Annotated in this window: 16 protein-coding genes and 1 pseudogene; 12 read left to right on the top strand and 5 right to left on the bottom strand. The window is 51.8% G+C overall.

What is annotated here, in order from left to right; all coding sequences use genetic code 11:
• Positions 1–9: 9 nt before the first annotated feature.
• Positions 10–1,224 (bottom strand): 5-aminolevulinate synthase, encoded by a 1,215-nt coding sequence (gene hemA / locus HF685_RS02410; RefSeq protein WP_168818141.1) that lies wholly within the window; start codon positions 1,222–1,224, stop codon positions 10–12.
• Positions 1,225–1,334: 110 nt separating this feature from the next.
• Entirely contained in the window at positions 1,335–2,147 is an 813-nt protein-coding gene (murI, locus tag HF685_RS02405) for a glutamate racemase (protein WP_168818140.1), read from the bottom strand.
• A gap of 145 nt (positions 2,148–2,292) precedes the next feature.
• On the opposite strand from murI, the gene plsY reads away from it, so the two are divergent.
• From plsY to topA, 3 genes are all read left to right on the top strand, one after another.
• Positions 2,293–2,886: a glycerol-3-phosphate 1-O-acyltransferase PlsY gene (gene plsY / locus HF685_RS02400; RefSeq protein ID WP_168818139.1), complete on the top strand. Its 594-nt coding sequence runs from the start codon at positions 2,293–2,295 to the stop codon at positions 2,884–2,886.
• Positions 2,883–4,013 carry a DNA-processing protein DprA gene (dprA, locus tag HF685_RS02395; RefSeq protein ID WP_168818138.1) on the top strand — a complete coding sequence of 377 codons (1,131 nt, stop codon included), beginning with the start codon at positions 2,883–2,885 and terminating at the stop codon, positions 4,011–4,013. The genes plsY and dprA overlap by 4 nt, the downstream gene beginning before the upstream one ends.
• A gap of 103 nt (positions 4,014–4,116) precedes the next feature.
• Positions 4,117–6,690: a type I DNA topoisomerase gene (gene topA, locus HF685_RS02390; RefSeq protein ID WP_168818137.1), complete on the top strand. Its 2,574-nt coding sequence runs from the start codon at positions 4,117–4,119 to the stop codon at positions 6,688–6,690.
• 48 nt (positions 6,691–6,738) lie between these two features.
• On the opposite strand, the gene era is transcribed toward topA, so the two are convergent.
• The 3 genes from era to lepB are packed head-to-tail and all read right to left on the bottom strand — an operon-like array spanning position 6,739 to position 9,097.
• Positions 6,739–7,632: a GTPase Era gene (gene era, locus HF685_RS02385; RefSeq protein WP_168818136.1), complete on the bottom strand. Its 894-nt coding sequence runs from the start codon at positions 7,630–7,632 to the stop codon at positions 6,739–6,741.
• A complete protein-coding gene (gene rnc / locus HF685_RS02380) occupies positions 7,629–8,297 on the bottom strand; it encodes a ribonuclease III (RefSeq protein WP_246218709.1) in 669 nt (222 codons plus the stop codon). Before rnc ends, era begins: the two co-directional genes overlap by 4 nt.
• Positions 8,294–9,097 (bottom strand): signal peptidase I, encoded by an 804-nt coding sequence (lepB, locus tag HF685_RS02375; RefSeq protein WP_168818134.1) that lies wholly within the window; start codon positions 9,095–9,097, stop codon positions 8,294–8,296. The genes rnc and lepB overlap by 4 nt, the downstream gene beginning before the upstream one ends.
• 137 nt (positions 9,098–9,234) lie before the next feature.
• On the opposite strand from lepB, the gene pgi reads away from it, so the two are divergent.
• The 9 genes and pseudogenes from pgi (at position 9,235) to HF685_RS02330 (ending at position 17,597) form a co-directional block, all read left to right on the top strand.
• Positions 9,235–10,710: a glucose-6-phosphate isomerase gene (gene pgi / locus HF685_RS02370; RefSeq protein ID WP_168818133.1), complete on the top strand. Its 1,476-nt coding sequence runs from the start codon at positions 9,235–9,237 to the stop codon at positions 10,708–10,710.
• 17 nt (positions 10,711–10,727) lie between these two features.
• The gene (gor, locus tag HF685_RS02365; protein WP_168818132.1) at positions 10,728–12,074 is read left to right on the top strand and encodes a glutathione-disulfide reductase; all 1,347 of its coding nucleotides are present in this window, start codon (positions 10,728–10,730) and stop codon (positions 12,072–12,074) included.
• Positions 12,075–12,197: 123 nt separating this feature from the next.
• Positions 12,198–13,724: an acyl-CoA carboxylase subunit beta gene (locus HF685_RS02360; protein WP_168818131.1), complete on the top strand. Its 1,527-nt coding sequence runs from the start codon at positions 12,198–12,200 to the stop codon at positions 13,722–13,724.
• Positions 13,725–13,733: 9 nt separating this feature from the next.
• On the top strand, positions 13,734–14,159 hold the full coding sequence (locus HF685_RS02355) for a hypothetical protein (RefSeq protein WP_168818130.1): 426 nt from the start codon (positions 13,734–13,736) through the stop codon (positions 14,157–14,159).
• Between the two features lie 183 nt (positions 14,160–14,342).
• Entirely contained in the window at positions 14,343–14,633 is a 291-nt protein-coding gene (locus tag HF685_RS02350) for a GIY-YIG nuclease family protein (protein WP_168818129.1), read from the top strand.
• A 103-nt stretch (positions 14,634–14,736) separates the two neighbouring features.
• A complete protein-coding gene (locus tag HF685_RS02345; RefSeq protein WP_168818128.1) occupies positions 14,737–15,681 on the top strand; it encodes a DUF808 domain-containing protein in 945 nt (314 codons plus the stop codon).
• Positions 15,678–16,111: pseudogene (gene mce / locus HF685_RS02340) on the top strand (methylmalonyl-CoA epimerase). Before HF685_RS02345 ends, mce begins: the two are co-directional and overlap by 4 nt.
• 92 nt (positions 16,112–16,203) lie before the next feature.
• A complete protein-coding gene (locus HF685_RS02335; RefSeq protein WP_168818127.1) occupies positions 16,204–16,986 on the top strand; it encodes an enoyl-CoA hydratase-related protein in 783 nt (260 codons plus the stop codon).
• A complete protein-coding gene (locus HF685_RS02330) occupies positions 16,983–17,597 on the top strand; it encodes a glutathione S-transferase family protein (protein ID WP_168818126.1) in 615 nt (204 codons plus the stop codon). The genes HF685_RS02335 and HF685_RS02330 overlap by 4 nt, the downstream gene beginning before the upstream one ends.
• Positions 17,598–17,600: the final 3 nt, after the last annotated feature.

Genomic DNA, 17,600 nt, shown 5'->3' with positions numbered 1-17,600 from the left:
GCTGCTTTGTTATGCAGCAAGCCGCAATTCCATCCGGCTCCAGATTTCAACCAACGCCTTGGTGAGGTCAACCATCATCTCTTCAGTGTGCACAGGCCCGGGCGTGAAACGCAAACGCTCGGTGCCACGCGGAACAGTGGGATAGTTGATCGGTTGCACATAAACACCGTATTCCGCCAACAAAATATCACTGATTTTCTTGGCCTTAACCGGGTCGCCCACTTGCAGGGGAACGATATGCGTTGTGGAATCCATGACCGGCAAGCCTGCATCAGCAAATAAATCCTTGAGCTTTTGCGCCGCAGCCTGCTGGCCGTCCCGCTCTTCGCACGATTGCTTGAGATGGCGAATACTTGCCAGCGCTCCGGCAACCAGAACCGGCGAAAGGCTGGTCGTGAAAATGAAACCCGGTGCGTAGGAACGGATCACATCCACGATTTTCTGGTCAGCTGTAATATAACCACCCATTACGCCTACCGCTTTGGCCAATGTGCCTTCGATGATGGTAATTCGATCAGCGGCTCCATCGCGCTCTGATATTCCGCCGCCATGATCGCCGTACATGCCGACGGCGTGCACTTCGTCACAATAAGTAAGCGCGTTATATTTATCAGCCAGATCACAAATCGCGTGGAGCGGCGCGACATCGCCGTCCATGGAATAAATGCTCTCAAAAGCGATCAGCTTGGGCAGGTCGGGATCCGATTCGGCCAGAAGTTCCTCAAGATGCTCAAGATCATTGTGCCGGAAGACGCGTTTTTCACAACCGCTATTTTTGATGCCCGCGATCATGGAAGCGTGATTAAGTTCATCGGAAAAAATAATGCACCCGGGTAAAATTTTGGTCAGCGTTGAGAGCGTGGCTTCATTGGAAACATAGCCCGATGTGAACAACAAAGAACCCGATTTGCCATGCAGGTCTGCAAGCTCTTTCTCGAGTTGAATATGGTAGTGCGTGTTACCACCGATGTTTCGTGTGCCGCCAGAGCCTGCGCCCACGTCATGCAGCGCTTCTTCCATCGCGGCGATCACATCGGGGTGCTGTCCCATCGCGAGATAATCATTGGAGCACCATACGGTGACTGGCTTGGGGCCATTGTGATGAGCAAAACAGCGCGCGTTGGGGAAGGAGCCCTTGTTGCGCAGGATATCAATAAATACCCGGTAGCGCCCTTCCGCATGGAGACGATCAATCGCCTGATCAAAAACTTTGTTGTAGTCCACTATGCCCGTTCCCTACGTCATTCCTGTCCGGTGCGATCCTTCTGGGAATGGCCTTTAACCGCCCCTTGTCAAAATTTCCAGCGCGAACGGTTCGCAATAAGGTTTTTGCATCACAAAGTCTCAACGTGCTCCAGCCCAAAACTCTGCAAAACTGGACGATAAGCGTCCATTTCGTCCAATTGACCCGTTGTAACAAAAATACCATTATCTGGGACTGATGGCCAAATTGTGCCTGCTGTAAGATGCTCTATCCGGCGTGCTATTCCTTTCGAGCCATCAACAAACTGAATGTCACGACCAATGGCTTCCTGTAACTCGGATTGCACTAAGGGAAAGTGCGTGCATGCGAGGATCATCACATCCATATTGTCGCCGCCCGGTTGAGACAGTAAACCATCGACAGCAGCTTGAATAACTGGCTGATCCGGCTTTTCACCTCGCAACTTTGCTTCGGCCGCGTAAACCAGATCGGGCGAACCGTGACGCAACAACGTCTTATTTGCCGCAAATTCCGATGCGAGGCGATCAACATAGCCCTGCCTGATCGTCGCCTGTGTTCCCAAAAGGCCGATAACGCCCGTTTTGGTCATAAGGCTCGCTGGTTTGATCGCCGGCACCGTTCCCACCACTGGGATATTTAGGGCCGCGCGAACATAGTCCAGTGCGATCGTAGATGCCGTATTGCAGGCAATCGTGACCAGTTGCGGCTTGTATCGCTCGACCAGCCGTCCCAGAAGAGCGGGAACGCGAGCAGCCAGTTCACCCTCGGACTTTGTACCATAAGGCAATCCTGCATAGTCTGCGGCATAAACGATCGGCGCGGTTGGAAGAAGTTTCCGTACTTCCCGCAGAACAGAAAGTCCGCCAACGCCGGTATCAAAAAATAAGAGGGGTGCTGTGGTGGCAATGCTCTGAGCTGACATGAAACTCTCATAGTCATTATCGCTGCGTGGTCGCAACTCTTTCAATTCATCTTGCAACCAATTGGTCTTGACTGTTTTTATATGGTGAGACTCTTGCCCAGCAGAGTTAATAAGGATAGCGACGAGTTAATAAGGGGTAACAACAATGCAATCCATGTGGATTGAACCTATTCTGGCGCTGATATTTGGCTACTTGCTTGGCTCGATCCCCTTTGGATTATTGCTCACACAACTATCTGGCGCCGGCGACTTACGCGCCATTGGCTCCGGCAACATTGGTGCCACCAATGTTTTGCGCACAGGCAACAAGGGAATCGCGGCGCTCACTCTCATTTTGGATATAGCAAAAGGTGCGGTGGCCGTCATTTTGGCTGGACTATTGTCCGAAGGTTTGGGCGTTCTCGCCGGATTAGGTGCATTTCTGGGACATTTATATCCCGTCTGGCTCCGGTTTAACGGAGGTAAAGGCGTCGCTACGTTATTGGGCGTGGTGACGGCGCTTAGTCCTTTGGCAGGTCTCGTGTTTGCAGTCACATGGCTTGGCTCACTGGCTATCTGGCGATATTCATCGGTCGGCGGAATGCTTGCCGCTGTCTCGGTTCCCGTAACCGCTGTCGTTATTGGCAAAATTGCCTGGGTGCCGATGTTCATCGGATTTGCTTTGCTGGTTTGCTGGAAACATCGCGGCAATATCGAAAGACTAATGGCAGGCGAGGAACCCAAAGTTGGTGCTTCTTGAATAGCCGGGTTGAATTTTCCCAAAATGATTTCGACCGGCTGCGGTTAATTCGTTCTGCCAATATTGGACCTGTCAGTTACCAGCATTTGCTCCGGAGATTCGGAAACGCAGCGGACGCATTGCAAGGTCTCCCGGATTTGGCCGCAAGAGGCGGTGGGCGAGCGCCCAAAATCGCAGATCAAAGCGCCATCGGAAAGGAACTGGCGGCTGTCAGAAATTTGGGCGCGAACCTGCTGTTTCTGGGCGATGCCAATTATCCAGGTTTATTGTCGGAACTGAGCGATGCACCGCCAGTCATTACCTGGCGCGGCAATTTGGAAATATTGCTTAGACCAGTCATAGCCATGGTTGGTGCGCGTAATGCTTCTGCTGCTGCCTGCCGCTTTGCCAGAGAACTTGCCCATTCTCTGACTCAATCCGGTATCGCAGTAGTTTCCGGCTTGGCACGGGGTATCGATACTGCAGCCCATCAAGGATCAATTGCAAGTGGCACAATCGGGGTCATTGCAGGAGGTATTAACGTCTATTATCCCCCAGAGAATAAGACCCTGCAGGATGACATCGCCACCCGCGGCTTGTTGATGGCCGAGCAGCCTGTCGGCACCGAACCGCGCGCGCGGCATTTTCCTTTTCGGAACCGCATTATCGCGGGATTGGCGCGAGGCACCGTCGTTGTGGAGGCGGCGCCAAGATCGGGTTCTCTAATTACCGCAAGGCTAGCGAATGAAAATGGCCGTCACGTCATGGCCGTACCGGGATCACCGCTCGATCCGCGCTCAAAGGGATGTAATAATCTCATCAGGGAGGGCGCAACTCTAGTGCAATCTGCCGACGACATCATCGAGCTTATTCAGCATTTTGATGATCGCGCTGAAACCGGAAATCAAAAATATGACTTTTTACAGCCTTCGGGCAATAACAATGAACTGAAAGAAAATGGATCAACCGAGGTCGATAACGCAGATCGACGATCGCTGATCGATCTACTTGGGATGACGGCGGTCTCCGTTGATGAATTGGTCCGGCAATCCGGGCTTCCACCAGCATCTGTGCAATTGATTCTGCTGGAACTGGAACTGGCAGAAAGACTCCAGCGTCATGCCGGCGCCAAGGTGAGCTTGCGGTAACAATATTGATCTAATTCCCAAATTATTGGAACTTCGCCCTTGACGAATGGCCATATACTGCCACAGCCTCGCGCGTACGTGAGAGAAATGAAAATCGAGAAATATGCAATTAGTTATCGTTGAGTCGCCGGCAAAAGCCAAAACAATCGAAAAATATCTCGGAAAGGACTTCAAGGTTCTCGCCTCCTATGGGCACATCCGCGATCTGCCGCCAAAGGATGGTTCGGTTGATCCCGACGATGGTTTCGCGATGACATGGCAGAATTATTCCGACAAAACCAAACAACTCAAAGCCATTACCGACGAATCCAAAAAAGCGACGCGCTTAATTCTCGCAACCGACCCTGACCGGGAAGGCGAGGCGATCAGCTGGCATGTTCAGGAAGTGCTGAGGGCGCGCAAGGCCCTGCCGGAGAAGGTTGACCGGGTTACGTTTAACGCGATCACAAAGGCTGCGGTCACTGAGGCTATGGCCCATCCCCGGGAACTCGACACCGATCTGATCGATGCATATCGTGCGCGCAGGGCGCTGGATTATCTCGTTGGCTTCACATTGTCTCCAGTGCTTTGGCGCAAACTTCCCGGCGCAAAATCTGCAGGCCGGGTTCAGTCCGTGTCGCTGCGTCTTATCGTCGAGCGTGAGCGCGAAATAGAAGCCTTCAAACCGACTGAATATTGGTCGGTTATTGCCCAAATGGAGCAGGGCGGACAAGCCTTTGAAGCGCGGCTGACTATTCATCAGGGCAAAAAACTCGCCAAACATGATCTTGCCAATGAAAAACTCGCGATGGCGGCTAAAGCATCGGTAGAAAACGGACTGTTCACGGTAGAAACGGTGGAAACCAAGCCGCTAACTCGCAATCCACCACCGCCGTTTACCACTTCGACATTGCAGCAAGAGGCTGCGCGCAAGCTGGGGTATTCCGCCAGTGATACGATGCGACTGGCACAGCAGCTTTATGAAGATGGCGCGATTACATACATGCGTACGGATGGTGTGCAGATGGATCACAGCGCTATATCGGCAGCCCGAAAGGCCATTTCCGATCGCTATGATGCAAGCTATGTTCCGGACAAGCCGCGCATCTACAAGTCCAAAGCGAAAAACGCCCAGGAAGCGCATGAAGCGATTCGCCCGACAAGTTTTACAACCGAAAAGGTTGGGAGCGGTGATCACGCCAAGCTTTACAACCTTATTCTAAAGCGCGCGATGGCAAGCCAGATGGCACCCGCCCGCCTCGAGCGGACAACTGTAGAAATGCTTGATGGCACTGGTCAAACCGGTCTTCGCACAACAGGGCAAGTCGTCAAATTCCCCGGTTTTCTTGCGCTTTATGAAGAAGGTCGTGACGACAGCGCTGACGAGGACGGCGGGTTGCTGCCGCCCATGTCCAAAGGCGATAGCCCTGCCAAGAAATCGGTGGAAGCCAACCAGCATTTTACCCAGCCACCACCGCGCTATAGCGAAGCAAGTCTGGTGAAGAAAATGGAAGAACTCGGCATTGGCCGACCTTCCACTTATGCCTCGGTCATTAAAACGCTGAAAGACCGTGCCTATGTGCGGACCGAAAGCAATCGCTTTTTCGCCGAAGATAGCGGTCGGCTACTCACCAGTTTTCTGGAACGCTTTTTCGAACGCTATGTTGCCTATGATTACACCGCCGGGCTTGAAGACGAACTGGATGAAGTCAGTGGCGGGCGCGCGCAATGGCAGAAAATTCTGGAAGCTTTCTGGCATGATTTCAAACCTAAGACGTTGGAAGTTATGGAAAAACTTCCATCGGAAGTGACCGAAGAACTTGATAAATTTCTGGGTTCATATTTGTTCCCGGAAAAAGAAGACGGGACCGATGCAAGACTTTGCCCGCGTTGCAATGAAGGCAAGCTAGCCCTGCGTGGTGGTCGATTTGGTGCCTTTGTTGCCTGTTCTAATTACCCGGAATGCAAATATACACGACGCTTCGGACAAGGTGGCGCCAATGCCGCAGAGGATGAAGGTCCGGAAGAATTGGGTATCGATCCCGATACAGACGAAAAGATTGAGAAAAAAGTTGGCCGTTTCGGCCCGTATGTCCAGAAAGGTGAGGGCAAGGAAGCGAAGCGTTCGTCTATTCCCAAAGATATTCCGGCGGATGAATTTGGTCTGGAATGGGCGGTCAAACTGCTCTCCCTACCTCGCGAAGTTGGCAAACACCCCGAAAGCGGAGAGCCGGTGATGGCGCAATTGGGGCGCTACGGTCCCTATCTCAGCCACAACGGTAAATCAGCGAGCCTTGATAACACCATGGAAGTGTTTGAAATCGGTATGAACGCAGCGGTAGCAAAGCTGGCAGATGCCGCCAATAAAGGACCGGGTCGTGGTCGCGGAAAAATGGAACCGCTCAAGATTTTGGGCAAGCATCCGCGCACCGAAGAAGAAGTCAAATTGATGGATGGTCGCTTCGGACCTTATGTCACAGACGGCACGACCAACGCGTCACTGCCAAAGACGGTCGATAAAGATGAACTGACTTTGGAAGAAGCAGCGCAGCTCATTGATATTCGGGCCGCCAAAGGGCCTGCCAAAAAACGCAAGAAGAAAGCAGCTCCAAAAAAGAAGCCGGCTGCCAAGAAAAAACCAGCGGCCAAGAAAAAGGCGGCTGCTAAGAAACCGGCGACCACGGTCGCTGCGAAATAATGCGCGAAGCCATTCCTGCGAAAGTAGGAATGGCAATTACAACATGGACTATTTGACCCAGTCCAGTCCCATGTCCTGATACAGACTCTGGTCTTCATCCCAGTTTGCACTGACTTTTACGTGCAAATAGAGATGTACCTTTTTGCCGAGAATATCAGAGAGTTCCGCGCGTGCCTTGGCTCCGATCTCTTTGATTTGGTGACCGCCTTTGCCCAAAATTATCGCGCGTTGGCTCGCTTTTTCGACGAGTATTTGCTGGTGAATCTCCAGGGAACCGTCTGGCCGTTCCTTATATTGCTCCATTGCGATCGCGGTCGCATAGGGCAGTTCAGCATGTAGTTGGCGGAATATTTGCTCGCGAGTAATTTCCGCTGCCAATATGCGTTCGCTGGCATCTGAAACCTGATCTCGGGGGAAATGCCAAGGCCCTTCCGGCATCGCCGCAACCAAATATGTTCTGAGCTCTTCCAAACCATCACCGGTTTTTGCACTGACAAAAAATGTCTCTTCAAAATCATGTATTTCGTGCAATTTTGCGGTGTGTTTGAGCATCTTGTCCTTTGCCGCGATATCCACCTTGTTCATCACCAATATGGTTTTTTCAGATCGATGCTTGATCCTCTCCACAATCGAGGTGACTTTGTCTCCAAGTCCAGCCCGCGCATCGACAAGCAGCACGATTATATCGGCGTCTTCAGCGCCATCCCATGCTGCCGATACCATCGCGCGATCGAGACGCCTGCGCGGTTCGAAAATACCTGGCGTATCAACCAGAAGCAGTTGCACCGATCCCTCAATTGCGATGCCAAGCAACCTCGTTCGCGTGGTTTGCGGCTTTGAACTGGTGATAGCCACTTTTTGGCCAACAAGGGCGTTGATAAGGGTCGATTTCCCGGCATTGGGCGCACCAATAAGCGCTACGACGCCGCATTTTTCGGTCATGTATATTTTTCCAAGAATAATTGTGCTGCCGCTGTTTCAGCGGTTTGAATGGAGGAAGCGGTCGCTTCGACTTCGCCGACATTGGGTACGCTGGCCTTTACCGTGAATCGCAGATCATGATGCGGGCCCGATTTCTCAACCAACTCATAGACAGGCATTTTCCGGTTCTTTGCGGCAGCCCATTCCTGGAGTGCTGATTTAGGATGACGAACATCTCTCGCCATGCCGGAAATCTTGCTTTCCCAATGACGCAAAACAAACTTTTGTGCCGCTTCCATACCGTGATCCAGATATACAGCTCCGATAAGCGCTTCCATAACATCACCGAGCACTTTTGCGCTTTGCCTAGCGCCATCGTCTCGGGCTTGTTTTCCCAAAAGCAAATGATTTGATGCACCCAGCGCATCAGCGATCTCGCCGCAGACTTTCCCCGAGACCAGGCCATTCAGGCGCTGCGAGAGCATACCTTCCGGTTCATCCTGGAAATTTTCATAAAGAAAGGAGGCGATCGTTAGCCCAAGCACTCTGTCTCCGAGAAACTCCAGTCTCTGGAAATCCTCTGGTCCAAAGCTGCCATGTGTCACAGCGCGAATGTACAGATTTTCGTCTTTTGGCTTTTTTCCGGCAATCTCGGATATCCAGTCAAGAAGCGCTGAGTTACTCAAAAACCCTCGCCAATTCTGTTCCAGCGGGCGGCTGTGAACCATGTCCACGGCTTGTACCAGACTGAAGATCCATCGGTCGAAAAAACCGAAACGAGCGCGCGCCCGACCAGATTTTCCTGCGGCACCATACCAATGGCCTCGCCATCCTCTGCCGGGAAACGACTGTCTGCGCTTCGGTCTCTATTGTCGCCCATCAAAAACATATAGCCATCTGGTACAACAAATGCCTCTGTGTTGTCACCTTCTGAGCCTTCGGTAACGTCCAGCACCTTGTATGATTTGCCGTTCGGCAAGGTTTCGAGAAATTGCGGATAGCGGCAGATTTGCTCGCCACGGTCGTTTGCCGCTTCGTACTCCTCACGATAACAGGGACTATTGGGTGAAAGCAGATGCGTGAAGTCTTCGATTTTTTCCTGCTGAATTGCATTGCCGTTTACCGAGACCACACCATCGGTAACCTGAATAATATCGCCCGACAGGCCAATCACGCGTTTTATATAATCATCCCGAACGCTCGGTGGCGCTTTGAAAACCACGACATCGCCTTTTTCCGGCGCATGAGCTAGTAATCGTCCCGGTATCACCGGGACATTGAACGGCATACTGTACTTGGAAAAGCCATAAGGCCACTTTGCTACGAGAAGATAATCACCCACCATCAAACGTGGCTGCATCGATTCGGAAGGTATATTAAACGGCGAAACAATGAAGCTCCGGAGGATTACTACGAACAATCCGAGCTTGATAAGAAACGCTATAAAATCGCGAGTTTCAGATTTTTGAGAGCTATTATTTGCCATCGCGCCCCTTTGCTTATTATGCCTGTCGCGGTCAAGCCTAACTCACAGGTTGATAACAGGCCTGTTCCATCATATCCGCGACGAGGGGATCACTTTACCAATTATAGAAAGTTTGTGGTTTGGAAACGTTGAGAGACATGGGAAATCATTCGCAGCACCGTTTGATTGAACTTTTTGCGGAGCAGAAGGATCGGGTCAATAAATATAGCTTTGATCAATCGAGCATATATTTTGACTTTTCGAAAACACATTTGAACGACGATCTGCTTATCGAGCTATCCGATTTTGCCAAGAAACAGGGGATAGAGCAGAAAATCCAAGCCTTGTTCAATGGTGATATTGTCAACGTCAGCGAACATCGCGCGGCTGAGCATACCGCCGAGCGTGGCGTGGGTGCTGCTGCCAGTGTTGATAATGCCACCCTGCTGCGCGCGCGAATGAAAGGCCTCGTTCAAGCGATCGATGCCGGAGCCCTTGGAGACATTGCGCATGTCATTCACCTCGGCATAGGTGGTTCGGCTCTTGGTCCGAAAATGGTTCTTGAAGCGCTGAAAATAGGGGACGAGAAATATGAAACCGCCGTGGTTTCAAATATTGATGGCACAGCACTGGAACCGTTGCTGGAGAGGTTTGACGCCCATAAAACCTTGCTTTTTATCGCATCAAAAACTTTCACCACGGCCGAAACATTTCGCAATGCTGATTCGGTTGTGAATTGGATGAAGCAAGAAGGGGTCAATGACCCGTTTGGAAAAATCATCGCATTGACTGCAGATCCCGATCAGGCGGTGAAGTGGGGCGTTGACGAAAGCCGCATATTGCCATTTTCTCCCTCTGTCGGCGGTCGTTACTCGATATGGTCGTCAATTGGAGCCAGCATCGCGCTCACACTTGGTTTCGATACGTTTGAAGACTTGCTTGCGGGCGCTGCCGAAATGGACAGACATTTCAAAGACTCTCCAGTGGATCAGAATATCCCGATTATCGCAGCCTTTACAGATCAGTATTATACACAGGCCCGAAATTGCCAGACGCGCGCAATTTTTGCCTATGACGAACGGCTAAAACTGGTGCCGGATTATCTTCAGCAACTGGAAATGGAGAGCAATGGCAAATCCGTCACGGCAAATGGTGATCCTCTGGAAATCAATAGTAGCCCGATCGTTTGGGGCGGCGTCGGTACCGATGCTCAGCACGCAGTGTTTCAGCTACTCCATCAGGGCACTCATTTGGTTCCGGTTGAATTCCTGGCAGTAAAGGAACCTGGCCATTCGTTAGATATCGCTCACCACGAGGAGCTGCTGCTCAATTGTTTTGCACAGGGAGCCGCCTTGATGGCAGGTAAAAAATCTGACGATCTTAATCGAAACTACCCCGGTGACAGGCCTTCCGTGACCATATTGATGGAACAAATGGATGCTCGAACCCTTGGAGCTTTGATAGCATTTTATGAGCATCGAACCTTCGCGAATGCGGCTTTAATGGGCATAAATCCGTTCGATCAATTCGGCGTCGAACTCGGAAAAGACATGGCACGGCAACTTTCATCGGGTGAGGGTAACCAATTGGATGCTTCGACCGAACAGTTGAAAATACGGGCGTTTGGGTCCTAGAAACAGAGGAATATGGAATGCCCGAATATGATTATGATCTCTTTGTTATTGGCGCAGGCTCCGGCGGCACCCGTGCTGCCCGCGTATCTGCTTCCTATGGTGCCAAAGTTGCCGTAGCAGAAGAATATCGCGTCGGCGGCACCTGTGTCATTCGTGGCTGTGTGCCAAAGAAGATGCTGGTTTATGGCTCCCATTTTTCTGAAGATCTCGAAGATGGCAAGAATTTTGGCTGGACTTGGGAAAATGCGAAGTTTGACTGGATAAAATTGCGTGATCATATTTTGAAGGACGTCGACCGGCTGAATAACGCCTATACCGAAACGCTCAAAAATCACGATGTCGAGATCATCCTCGAACGCGCCGAGATTGCTGGCCCGCATGAAATCAAACTGGCAAGCGGCAAGACCGTAACTGCAAAATATATCCTGATCGCGGTTGGTGCATGGCCCGATGTACCTGAGTTTCCGGGCAGCGAGCATATGCTGACCTCCAACGAGATGTTCCACCTCGATAAGCTTCCCGAAACAATTATCATTTCCGGCGGTGGTTATATCGCTAATGAATTTGCTGGTATCTTCAATGGATTGGGTAGCGAAGTCTTTGTCGTGAACCGGTCATCGGTGATTCTGCGCGGATATGACGAGAGCCTGCGCGACCGGTTGCTGCAGATAGCCCTTACCAAAGGCATCAATTACAAATTTAACTGCACGTTCGACAAGATTGAGAAACGCGAAGATGGTGCGCTGGATGTCTATATGGACGGCAAACCGGCCATGCGCGCAGATGTTGTTCTTGCCGCTACCGGACGACGCCCGAAAATCGACGGCTTGGGCCTCGAAAACGCTGGCGTCGAAACCAACGACAAAGGCGCGATCAAGGTCAATGAGTATAGCCAGACCAATGTCGATAATATCTATGCCGTCGGCGATGTAACAGATCGGGTGCAATTGACGCCGGTCGCTATCCGCGAGGGACAGGCTTTTGCCGAAACAGTGTTTAACAACACGCCCAAAACCGTCGACTATAGCTGCATCCCATCGGCGGTCTTTTCTCAGCCGCCAATCGCCTCTGTCGGTATGACGGAAGGCGAAGCGCGGATGAAATATGGCAATATCAAGGTCTATTCGTCGGATTTTCGGGCGATGCGCAACGCATTTGCCGACCGCCCCGAACGCAGTCTCTATAAAATGATTGTAGAGCAGACGACTGAAAAAATCCTCGGCCTGCACATGATAGGCCCCGATGCCCCAGAAATACTTCAAGCCGCGGCAGTGGCAGTAAAAGCGGGCCTGACCAAACAGGCTTTTGATGATACTATCGCGCTACATCCGAGCATGGCGGAAGAACTTGTATTGCTAAAGTGACGCTACGGCATGCATTAATTACAAATGCAGTTTAATCGGACAATTAATCAATCTTGACGATTGCCTTACCCGGCGTTCATTGACTAGGGCATATCGCATCGAATGATTCACCCTGGGGGACCAATGCCGGACATAATTGCACAACTGGAAGCCAAACGCGCGGAAGCCATGCTTGGCGGCGGGCAAAAACGTATTGATAGCCAGCACGCCAAGGGCAAACTCACTGCGCGCGAGCGTCTCGAAATTCTGCTCGATGAGGGCTCGTTCGAAGAAATCGATATGTATGTCGAACATAACTGCGTCGATTTTGGCATGGAAGAAACCAAGATTGCCGGTGATGGTGTTGTTACCGGCTCTGGCACAATTAACGGCCGGTTGGTGTTCGTTTTCTCTCAGGATTTCACCGTATTCGGCGGTTCCCTGTCAGAACGCCATGCGGAGAAAATCTGCAAGGTTCTGGATAACGCGATGAAAGTCGGCGCACCGGTCATTGGCATCAACGACAGCGGCGGCGCGCGTATTCAGGAAGGCGTGGCGTCATTGGGCGGCTATGCTGATGTGTTCCAGAAGAACGTGCTAGCCAGCGGCGTTATCCCGCAGCTTAGTCTAATCATGGGACCATGTGCAGGTGGCGCGGTTTATTCGCCCGCGATGACCGACTTTATCTTCATGGTGAAGGACAGCAGCTATATGTTCGTCACTGGCCCTGATGTGGTCAAAACCGTGACCAACGAGATTGTGACGCAGGAAGAATTGGGCGGAGCGGTGACACATACCACCAAGACCAGCGTTGCCGATGTCGCATATGAGAATGAAATTGAGGCGTTGCTCGCAGCGCGTGATTTTATCGACTTCATGCCGCTATCAAATCGCGAAGAAGTCCCAGAGCGACCAACAGCTGATCCTTGGGATCGCATCGAGGACAGCCTCGACACGCTGATCCCGGCCAATGCCAACCAGCCTTACGATATACACGAGGTTATTCGCAAAATGCTGGACGAGGGCGATTTCTTTGAAGTCCAGCCCGCCCATGCCGGAAATATCATCTGCGGTTTTGGCCGGATGGAAGGGCGCACCGTGGGCGTGGTGGCGAACCAGCCTATGGTTCTCGCTGGTTGCCTCGATATCAATGCGTCCAAAAAAGCCGCGCGTTTTGTCCGGTATTGCGATGCATTTAACATTCCGATTATCACTCTGGTCGATGTTCCCGGCTTCCTGCCCGGCACTTCGCAGGAGCATAATGGCATTATCAAACATGGTGCAAAACTGCTGTTTGCCTATGCCGAGGCAACGGTGCCGAAAATCACGATCATCACCCGTAAAGCCTATGGCGGGGCTTATGACGTGATGGCCTCAAAGCATCTGCGCGGCGATCTGAACTATGCGTGGCCAACTGCCGAAATCGCGGTCATGGGCGCAAAAGGCGCGGTCGAAATTATCTTTCGCGGCAAGACCGAAGAAGAAATTGCCGAGAAAACGCAAGAATATGAAGCGCGCTTCGCCAACCCGTTTATTGCGGCGCAAAAGGGCTTTGTGGATGAGGTGATCCTGCCGCATTCGACGCGGCGTCGGGTGGCTCTGGGTTTAAGGAAGCTTCGGAATAAGGAATTGGAGAATCCTTGGAAGAAGCATGACAATATTCCGTTGTGAGGAGAATTTATGAGCATTGCAGTGTCGCAAATATATTATCCAGAAGGCGATAAGTTTTTTCGCACGGAGCAGGTAGGTGGGGTGTCTGTTCGCGTGTTTGACGAGCAATTTTGGTTGTCGACTGATGGCGGCTTGGAAACTGGAGGCAATGGCCTGTCCGTTAGCATCGAAGGTAACGATGGCTCACGACACTTTGCAACCACATGCGATCTGATGATCTTTTTCACTCAGCTAGAACAGTCACTTTTTGCTTTGGCCAGCTTAGAACTCGACGATCAACTGGATGCTTTGTCCGAAGCAGAAGCTGACGCTGAACGAGCCAAATACTTGGAACACGTAAAGTCGTCTTACCCATCAAAATTTAGCGAACTAGCGAGAATCACTGGCAGGATTCATGAAATGCTTCGCGAAAAAATGGTCACTGTCGGTCACTGAACTATGATCGATTTTGATCGTACCGTTTTGGTCTCCGTCATTGCGAGCGCAGCGAAGCAATCCAGGGCGTCGCTTAGTCTCTCTGGATTGCCGCGCTCCCTTCGGTCGCTCGCAATGACGACGATTATAGAGCAGCGAAGTCGTCTTCGGCTCCTCGCAATGACGGGCGTGAGGGCGTTGTGAATGAAGCAGCCTGCAGTTTATATCATGGCGAACAAGCGGAATGGAACCGTCAATACGGGCGTCACATCCAATCTGCCTCAGCGAGCTTGGCAGCATCGAGAAGGTGTAATGGATGGTTTTTCCAAGCGATATGGCTGCAAGATGCTGGTCTGGTTTGAGATGCACGACAATATGGAAGCGGCAATTCTGCGCGAAAAGCAGATAAAGGCTGGTTCGAGGAAGAAGAAATTGGCACTGATTGAAGAGAATAACCCGCAATGGAAGGATTGGTTTGATGAAATTGCACAATAGTGTCATTGCGAGCGAAGCGCGGCAATCCAGAGCGACACGCGCTGACGCTCTGGATTGCCGCGTCGCTGCGCTCCTCGCAATGACGGGCTGGGCCATCGCCTAAATGCCAACCGGTTTAGTAGCCCTTCTCGACGACGTCGCAGCCATTGCGAAAGTCGCCGCCGCGTCGATGGACGATATTGGTGTCGCCGCCGCGCGTGCGGGCACCAAATCTGCGGGCGTGGTGATTGATGACGCCGCCGTTACGCCGCAATATGTGACCGGTTTCGATCCATCGCGCGAACTGCCGATGATTGCGAAAATCGCCAAGGGATCGATCAAGAACAAGCTGCTATTTCTGCTCCCCGCAGCGGTTTTACTTGGCCAGTTCGCGCCGTTTCTGATCCCGATTATTCTGATCTTTGGTGGTCTGTTCCTTTGTTATGAAGCGGCGGAAAAGGTGCTGGAATGGCTCCATATTGACGAGACGACCAAGCATGATGAACCCGCGATAATCGAAGGCCCGGGCCGCGAGGATGAAATGGTGGCCAGCGCCATTCGTACCGACCTGATCTTGTCCGCAGAAATTATGGCCATCGCCCTGTCCGAAGTCACCGATCAGGTCTGGTGGCAGCAAGGACTCATTCTCGCGCTGATCGGTATTGTGATCACCGTTGGCGTTTATGGCGCGGTCGCTTTGATTGTGAAGATGGACGATGTCGGCTTGCATCTCGCGACGAAGAATGACGGCGCAGTGGCTTCCTTTGGACGCGGGTTGGTGACTTTCATGCCCAAATTGCTCACCGGAATTTCGATCATCGGGACATTGGCAATGGCATGGGTCGGCGGCGGATTGCTTGTCCATAACATCGCAGCGGTTGGCTGGCATGGGCCGGAGCATCTTATCGATATAATCTCGCATCCCATGGTCGGATTATTCCCCGAAGGCGGCCAGACGTTTGCCAGCGGCATCAGTTTCGCAGTTTTGTCGGGAATATTGGGCGTTGCCATTGGGGCTATGCTTGCCCCATTGATCCATAAATTTATCCCGCATGGAGAAGGACATTGAAACTAGGCCGTCTGAACCACATCGGCGTTGTGACGCCATCCATAACCGATAGCATAGCCCATTGGCGCGATGTTATGGGTGCGACCTCGATTTGCGAACCCTTTGATTTGCCGGCGCAGGGCGTGAAGGTTTGCTTCGTCGACACGCCCGCTGATGGTCCGACAAACGGCACGCAGATCGAATTGATCGAACCACTCGGCGAAGACAGCCCCATTCACGGCTTCCTTGCGAAAAATCCACTGGGCGGACAACATCATATCTGTTTTGAAGTACCAGAAATTCACGCCGCAAAGGCTGAATTCGAAGCGATGGGCAAGCGCGTGCTTGGCGAACCGCGCATCGGCGCGCATGGTACGCTTATCTTTTTGTGCATCCCAAGGATATGGGCGGGATGCTAACCGAGATTATGGAAACGCCGAAGGGGCATTGATTCAGAAAATAACCGTTCGTGCTGAGCCTGTCGAAGCATGAACTCGCAAGAACTGCCCTTCGACAAGCTCAGGGCGAACGGAGTGTAATAAAATGACCTACGAAAATATCAAACTCGACATAGCGGAACAGATCGCGACGATCACGCTCAACAAACCTGAGCGCCTGAACGCCTGTTCGCTTGATATGGCAGATGATATTTTCATCGCGTTAGATAAGCTGGAAGATGCGCGCGCTGTAATAATCACCGGAGAGGGGCGCGCCTTTTGTGCCGGGGCGGATTTGCAGGCAAAAAACGATAGCGCTCTGAGCGGTGGTCAGGGTAGCTATGCGGCACTGAACCAGCATTATAATCCACTAATGGTGAAGCTTGCCAAGCTGGACATTCCGACGATCACCGCAGTGAACGGCCCTGCCGCCGGTGTGGGGTGCTCGATTGCGCTGGCCAGTGACTTTGCGATTGCCGGGAAGTCAGCCTATTTCCTGCAGGCATTCGTTAATATCGGCTTGGTACCCGATGGCGGTGCAAGCTGGATGCTTACGCGACTGGTTGGTAAAGCACGAGCGACAGAAATGATGATGCTTGGCGAGAAAATTCCTGGTGAAAAAGCCGCAGAATGGGGATTGGTCTATAAATGTGTTGAAGATGATGCACTGATGGGCGAAGCGCAGGCACTCGCCAAGCGCTTGGCCAACGGGCCAACCGTCGCCTTGGGCGTGATGCGTCAAAATTTGGCTGCTGCGCTGGAAAGCGACTACGCAACTGCATTGCTAAAAGAAGCAGAGGGGCAACGAAAGGCCGGAGATAGCAATGACGCAAGGGAAGGCGCGATTGCCTTCCTGCAAAAACGCAAGGCGGAATTTAAAGGCAAGTGATTTTCTATAACAGTCCTAATCCCGCGCCAAACCCACAGCGCGTCCGCATTTTTGCTGCCGAGAAAGGGATTGATTTACCCACTGAAGACATTTCGATCATGGCGCGAGAGCAGAAATCTCCGGAATTTCTGAAGATCAATTCGCGTGGTCAAACGCCGGCATTGAAATTGGACGACGGATCGGTGCTAACAGAAAGCGTCGCTATTTGCCGTTATCTCGAGGCGCTACATCCCGAAAACCCTCTTTTTGGCGAGACACCAAAAGAGATTGGCGTGATCGACATGTGGATGCGGCGCGCGGAAATGCTGGTCATGGAGCCGGTTGGCAAGGTTTGGGTTCACACCCATCCTCTAACCGCAAAGCTACCGATCCAACATTTTCCGGAATATGGCAAAAGCAATCGCGGACGTACTTTTGATGGCTTTTCGATGTGCGACGAAAGGCTCGGCGAAACGGATTTTTTAGCGGGCTCACAGTTTACTATGGCTGATATAATTTTGTTTTCGACGGTGGAGTTTGCCAAATTTATAGGCATAAGCATTCCGAAGGAGCTTGATCATTTGCTAGATTGGCATGCGCGCATTTCGGCGCGGCCAAGCGCCAATGCGTGAAAG

The sequence above is a fragment of the Parasphingorhabdus halotolerans genome (genome assembly GCF_012516475.1).
Taxonomy (GTDB): Bacteria; Pseudomonadota; Alphaproteobacteria; order Sphingomonadales; family Sphingomonadaceae; genus Parasphingorhabdus; species Parasphingorhabdus halotolerans.
The sequence above is the reverse complement of the archived record's forward strand: the minus strand, read 5'-3'. Positions and strand labels throughout refer to the sequence as shown.

Bases quoted from the DNA above. Each gene is read 5' to 3' on its own strand.
- plsY (WP_168818139.1), top strand. From the start codon at position 2,293: ATGCAATCCATGTGGATTGAACCTATTCTGGCGCTGATATTTGGCTAC.
- HF685_RS02345 (WP_168818128.1), top strand. From the start codon at position 14,737: ATGCCAACCGGTTTAGTAGCCCTTCTCGACGACGTCGCAGCCATTGCG.
- HF685_RS02335 (WP_168818127.1), top strand. From the start codon at position 16,204: ATGACCTACGAAAATATCAAACTCGACATAGCGGAACAGATCGCGACG.
- era (WP_168818136.1), bottom strand. From the start codon at position 7,632: ATGACCGAAAAATGCGGCGTCGTAGCGCTTATTGGTGCGCCCAATGCC.
- HF685_RS02350 (WP_168818129.1), top strand. From the start codon at position 14,343: ATGAAGCAGCCTGCAGTTTATATCATGGCGAACAAGCGGAATGGAACC.
- pgi (WP_168818133.1), top strand. From the start codon at position 9,235: ATGGGAAATCATTCGCAGCACCGTTTGATTGAACTTTTTGCGGAGCAG.
- HF685_RS02355 (WP_168818130.1), top strand. From the start codon at position 13,734: ATGAGCATTGCAGTGTCGCAAATATATTATCCAGAAGGCGATAAGTTT.
- topA (WP_168818137.1), top strand. From the start codon at position 4,117: ATGCAATTAGTTATCGTTGAGTCGCCGGCAAAAGCCAAAACAATCGAA.
- murI (WP_168818140.1), bottom strand. From the start codon at position 2,147: ATGTCAGCTCAGAGCATTGCCACCACAGCACCCCTCTTATTTTTTGAT.
- gor (WP_168818132.1), top strand. From the start codon at position 10,728: ATGCCCGAATATGATTATGATCTCTTTGTTATTGGCGCAGGCTCCGGC.
- lepB (WP_168818134.1), bottom strand. From the start codon at position 9,097: ATGGCAAATAATAGCTCTCAAAAATCTGAAACTCGCGATTTTATAGCG.
- HF685_RS02360 (WP_168818131.1), top strand. From the start codon at position 12,198: ATGCCGGACATAATTGCACAACTGGAAGCCAAACGCGCGGAAGCCATG.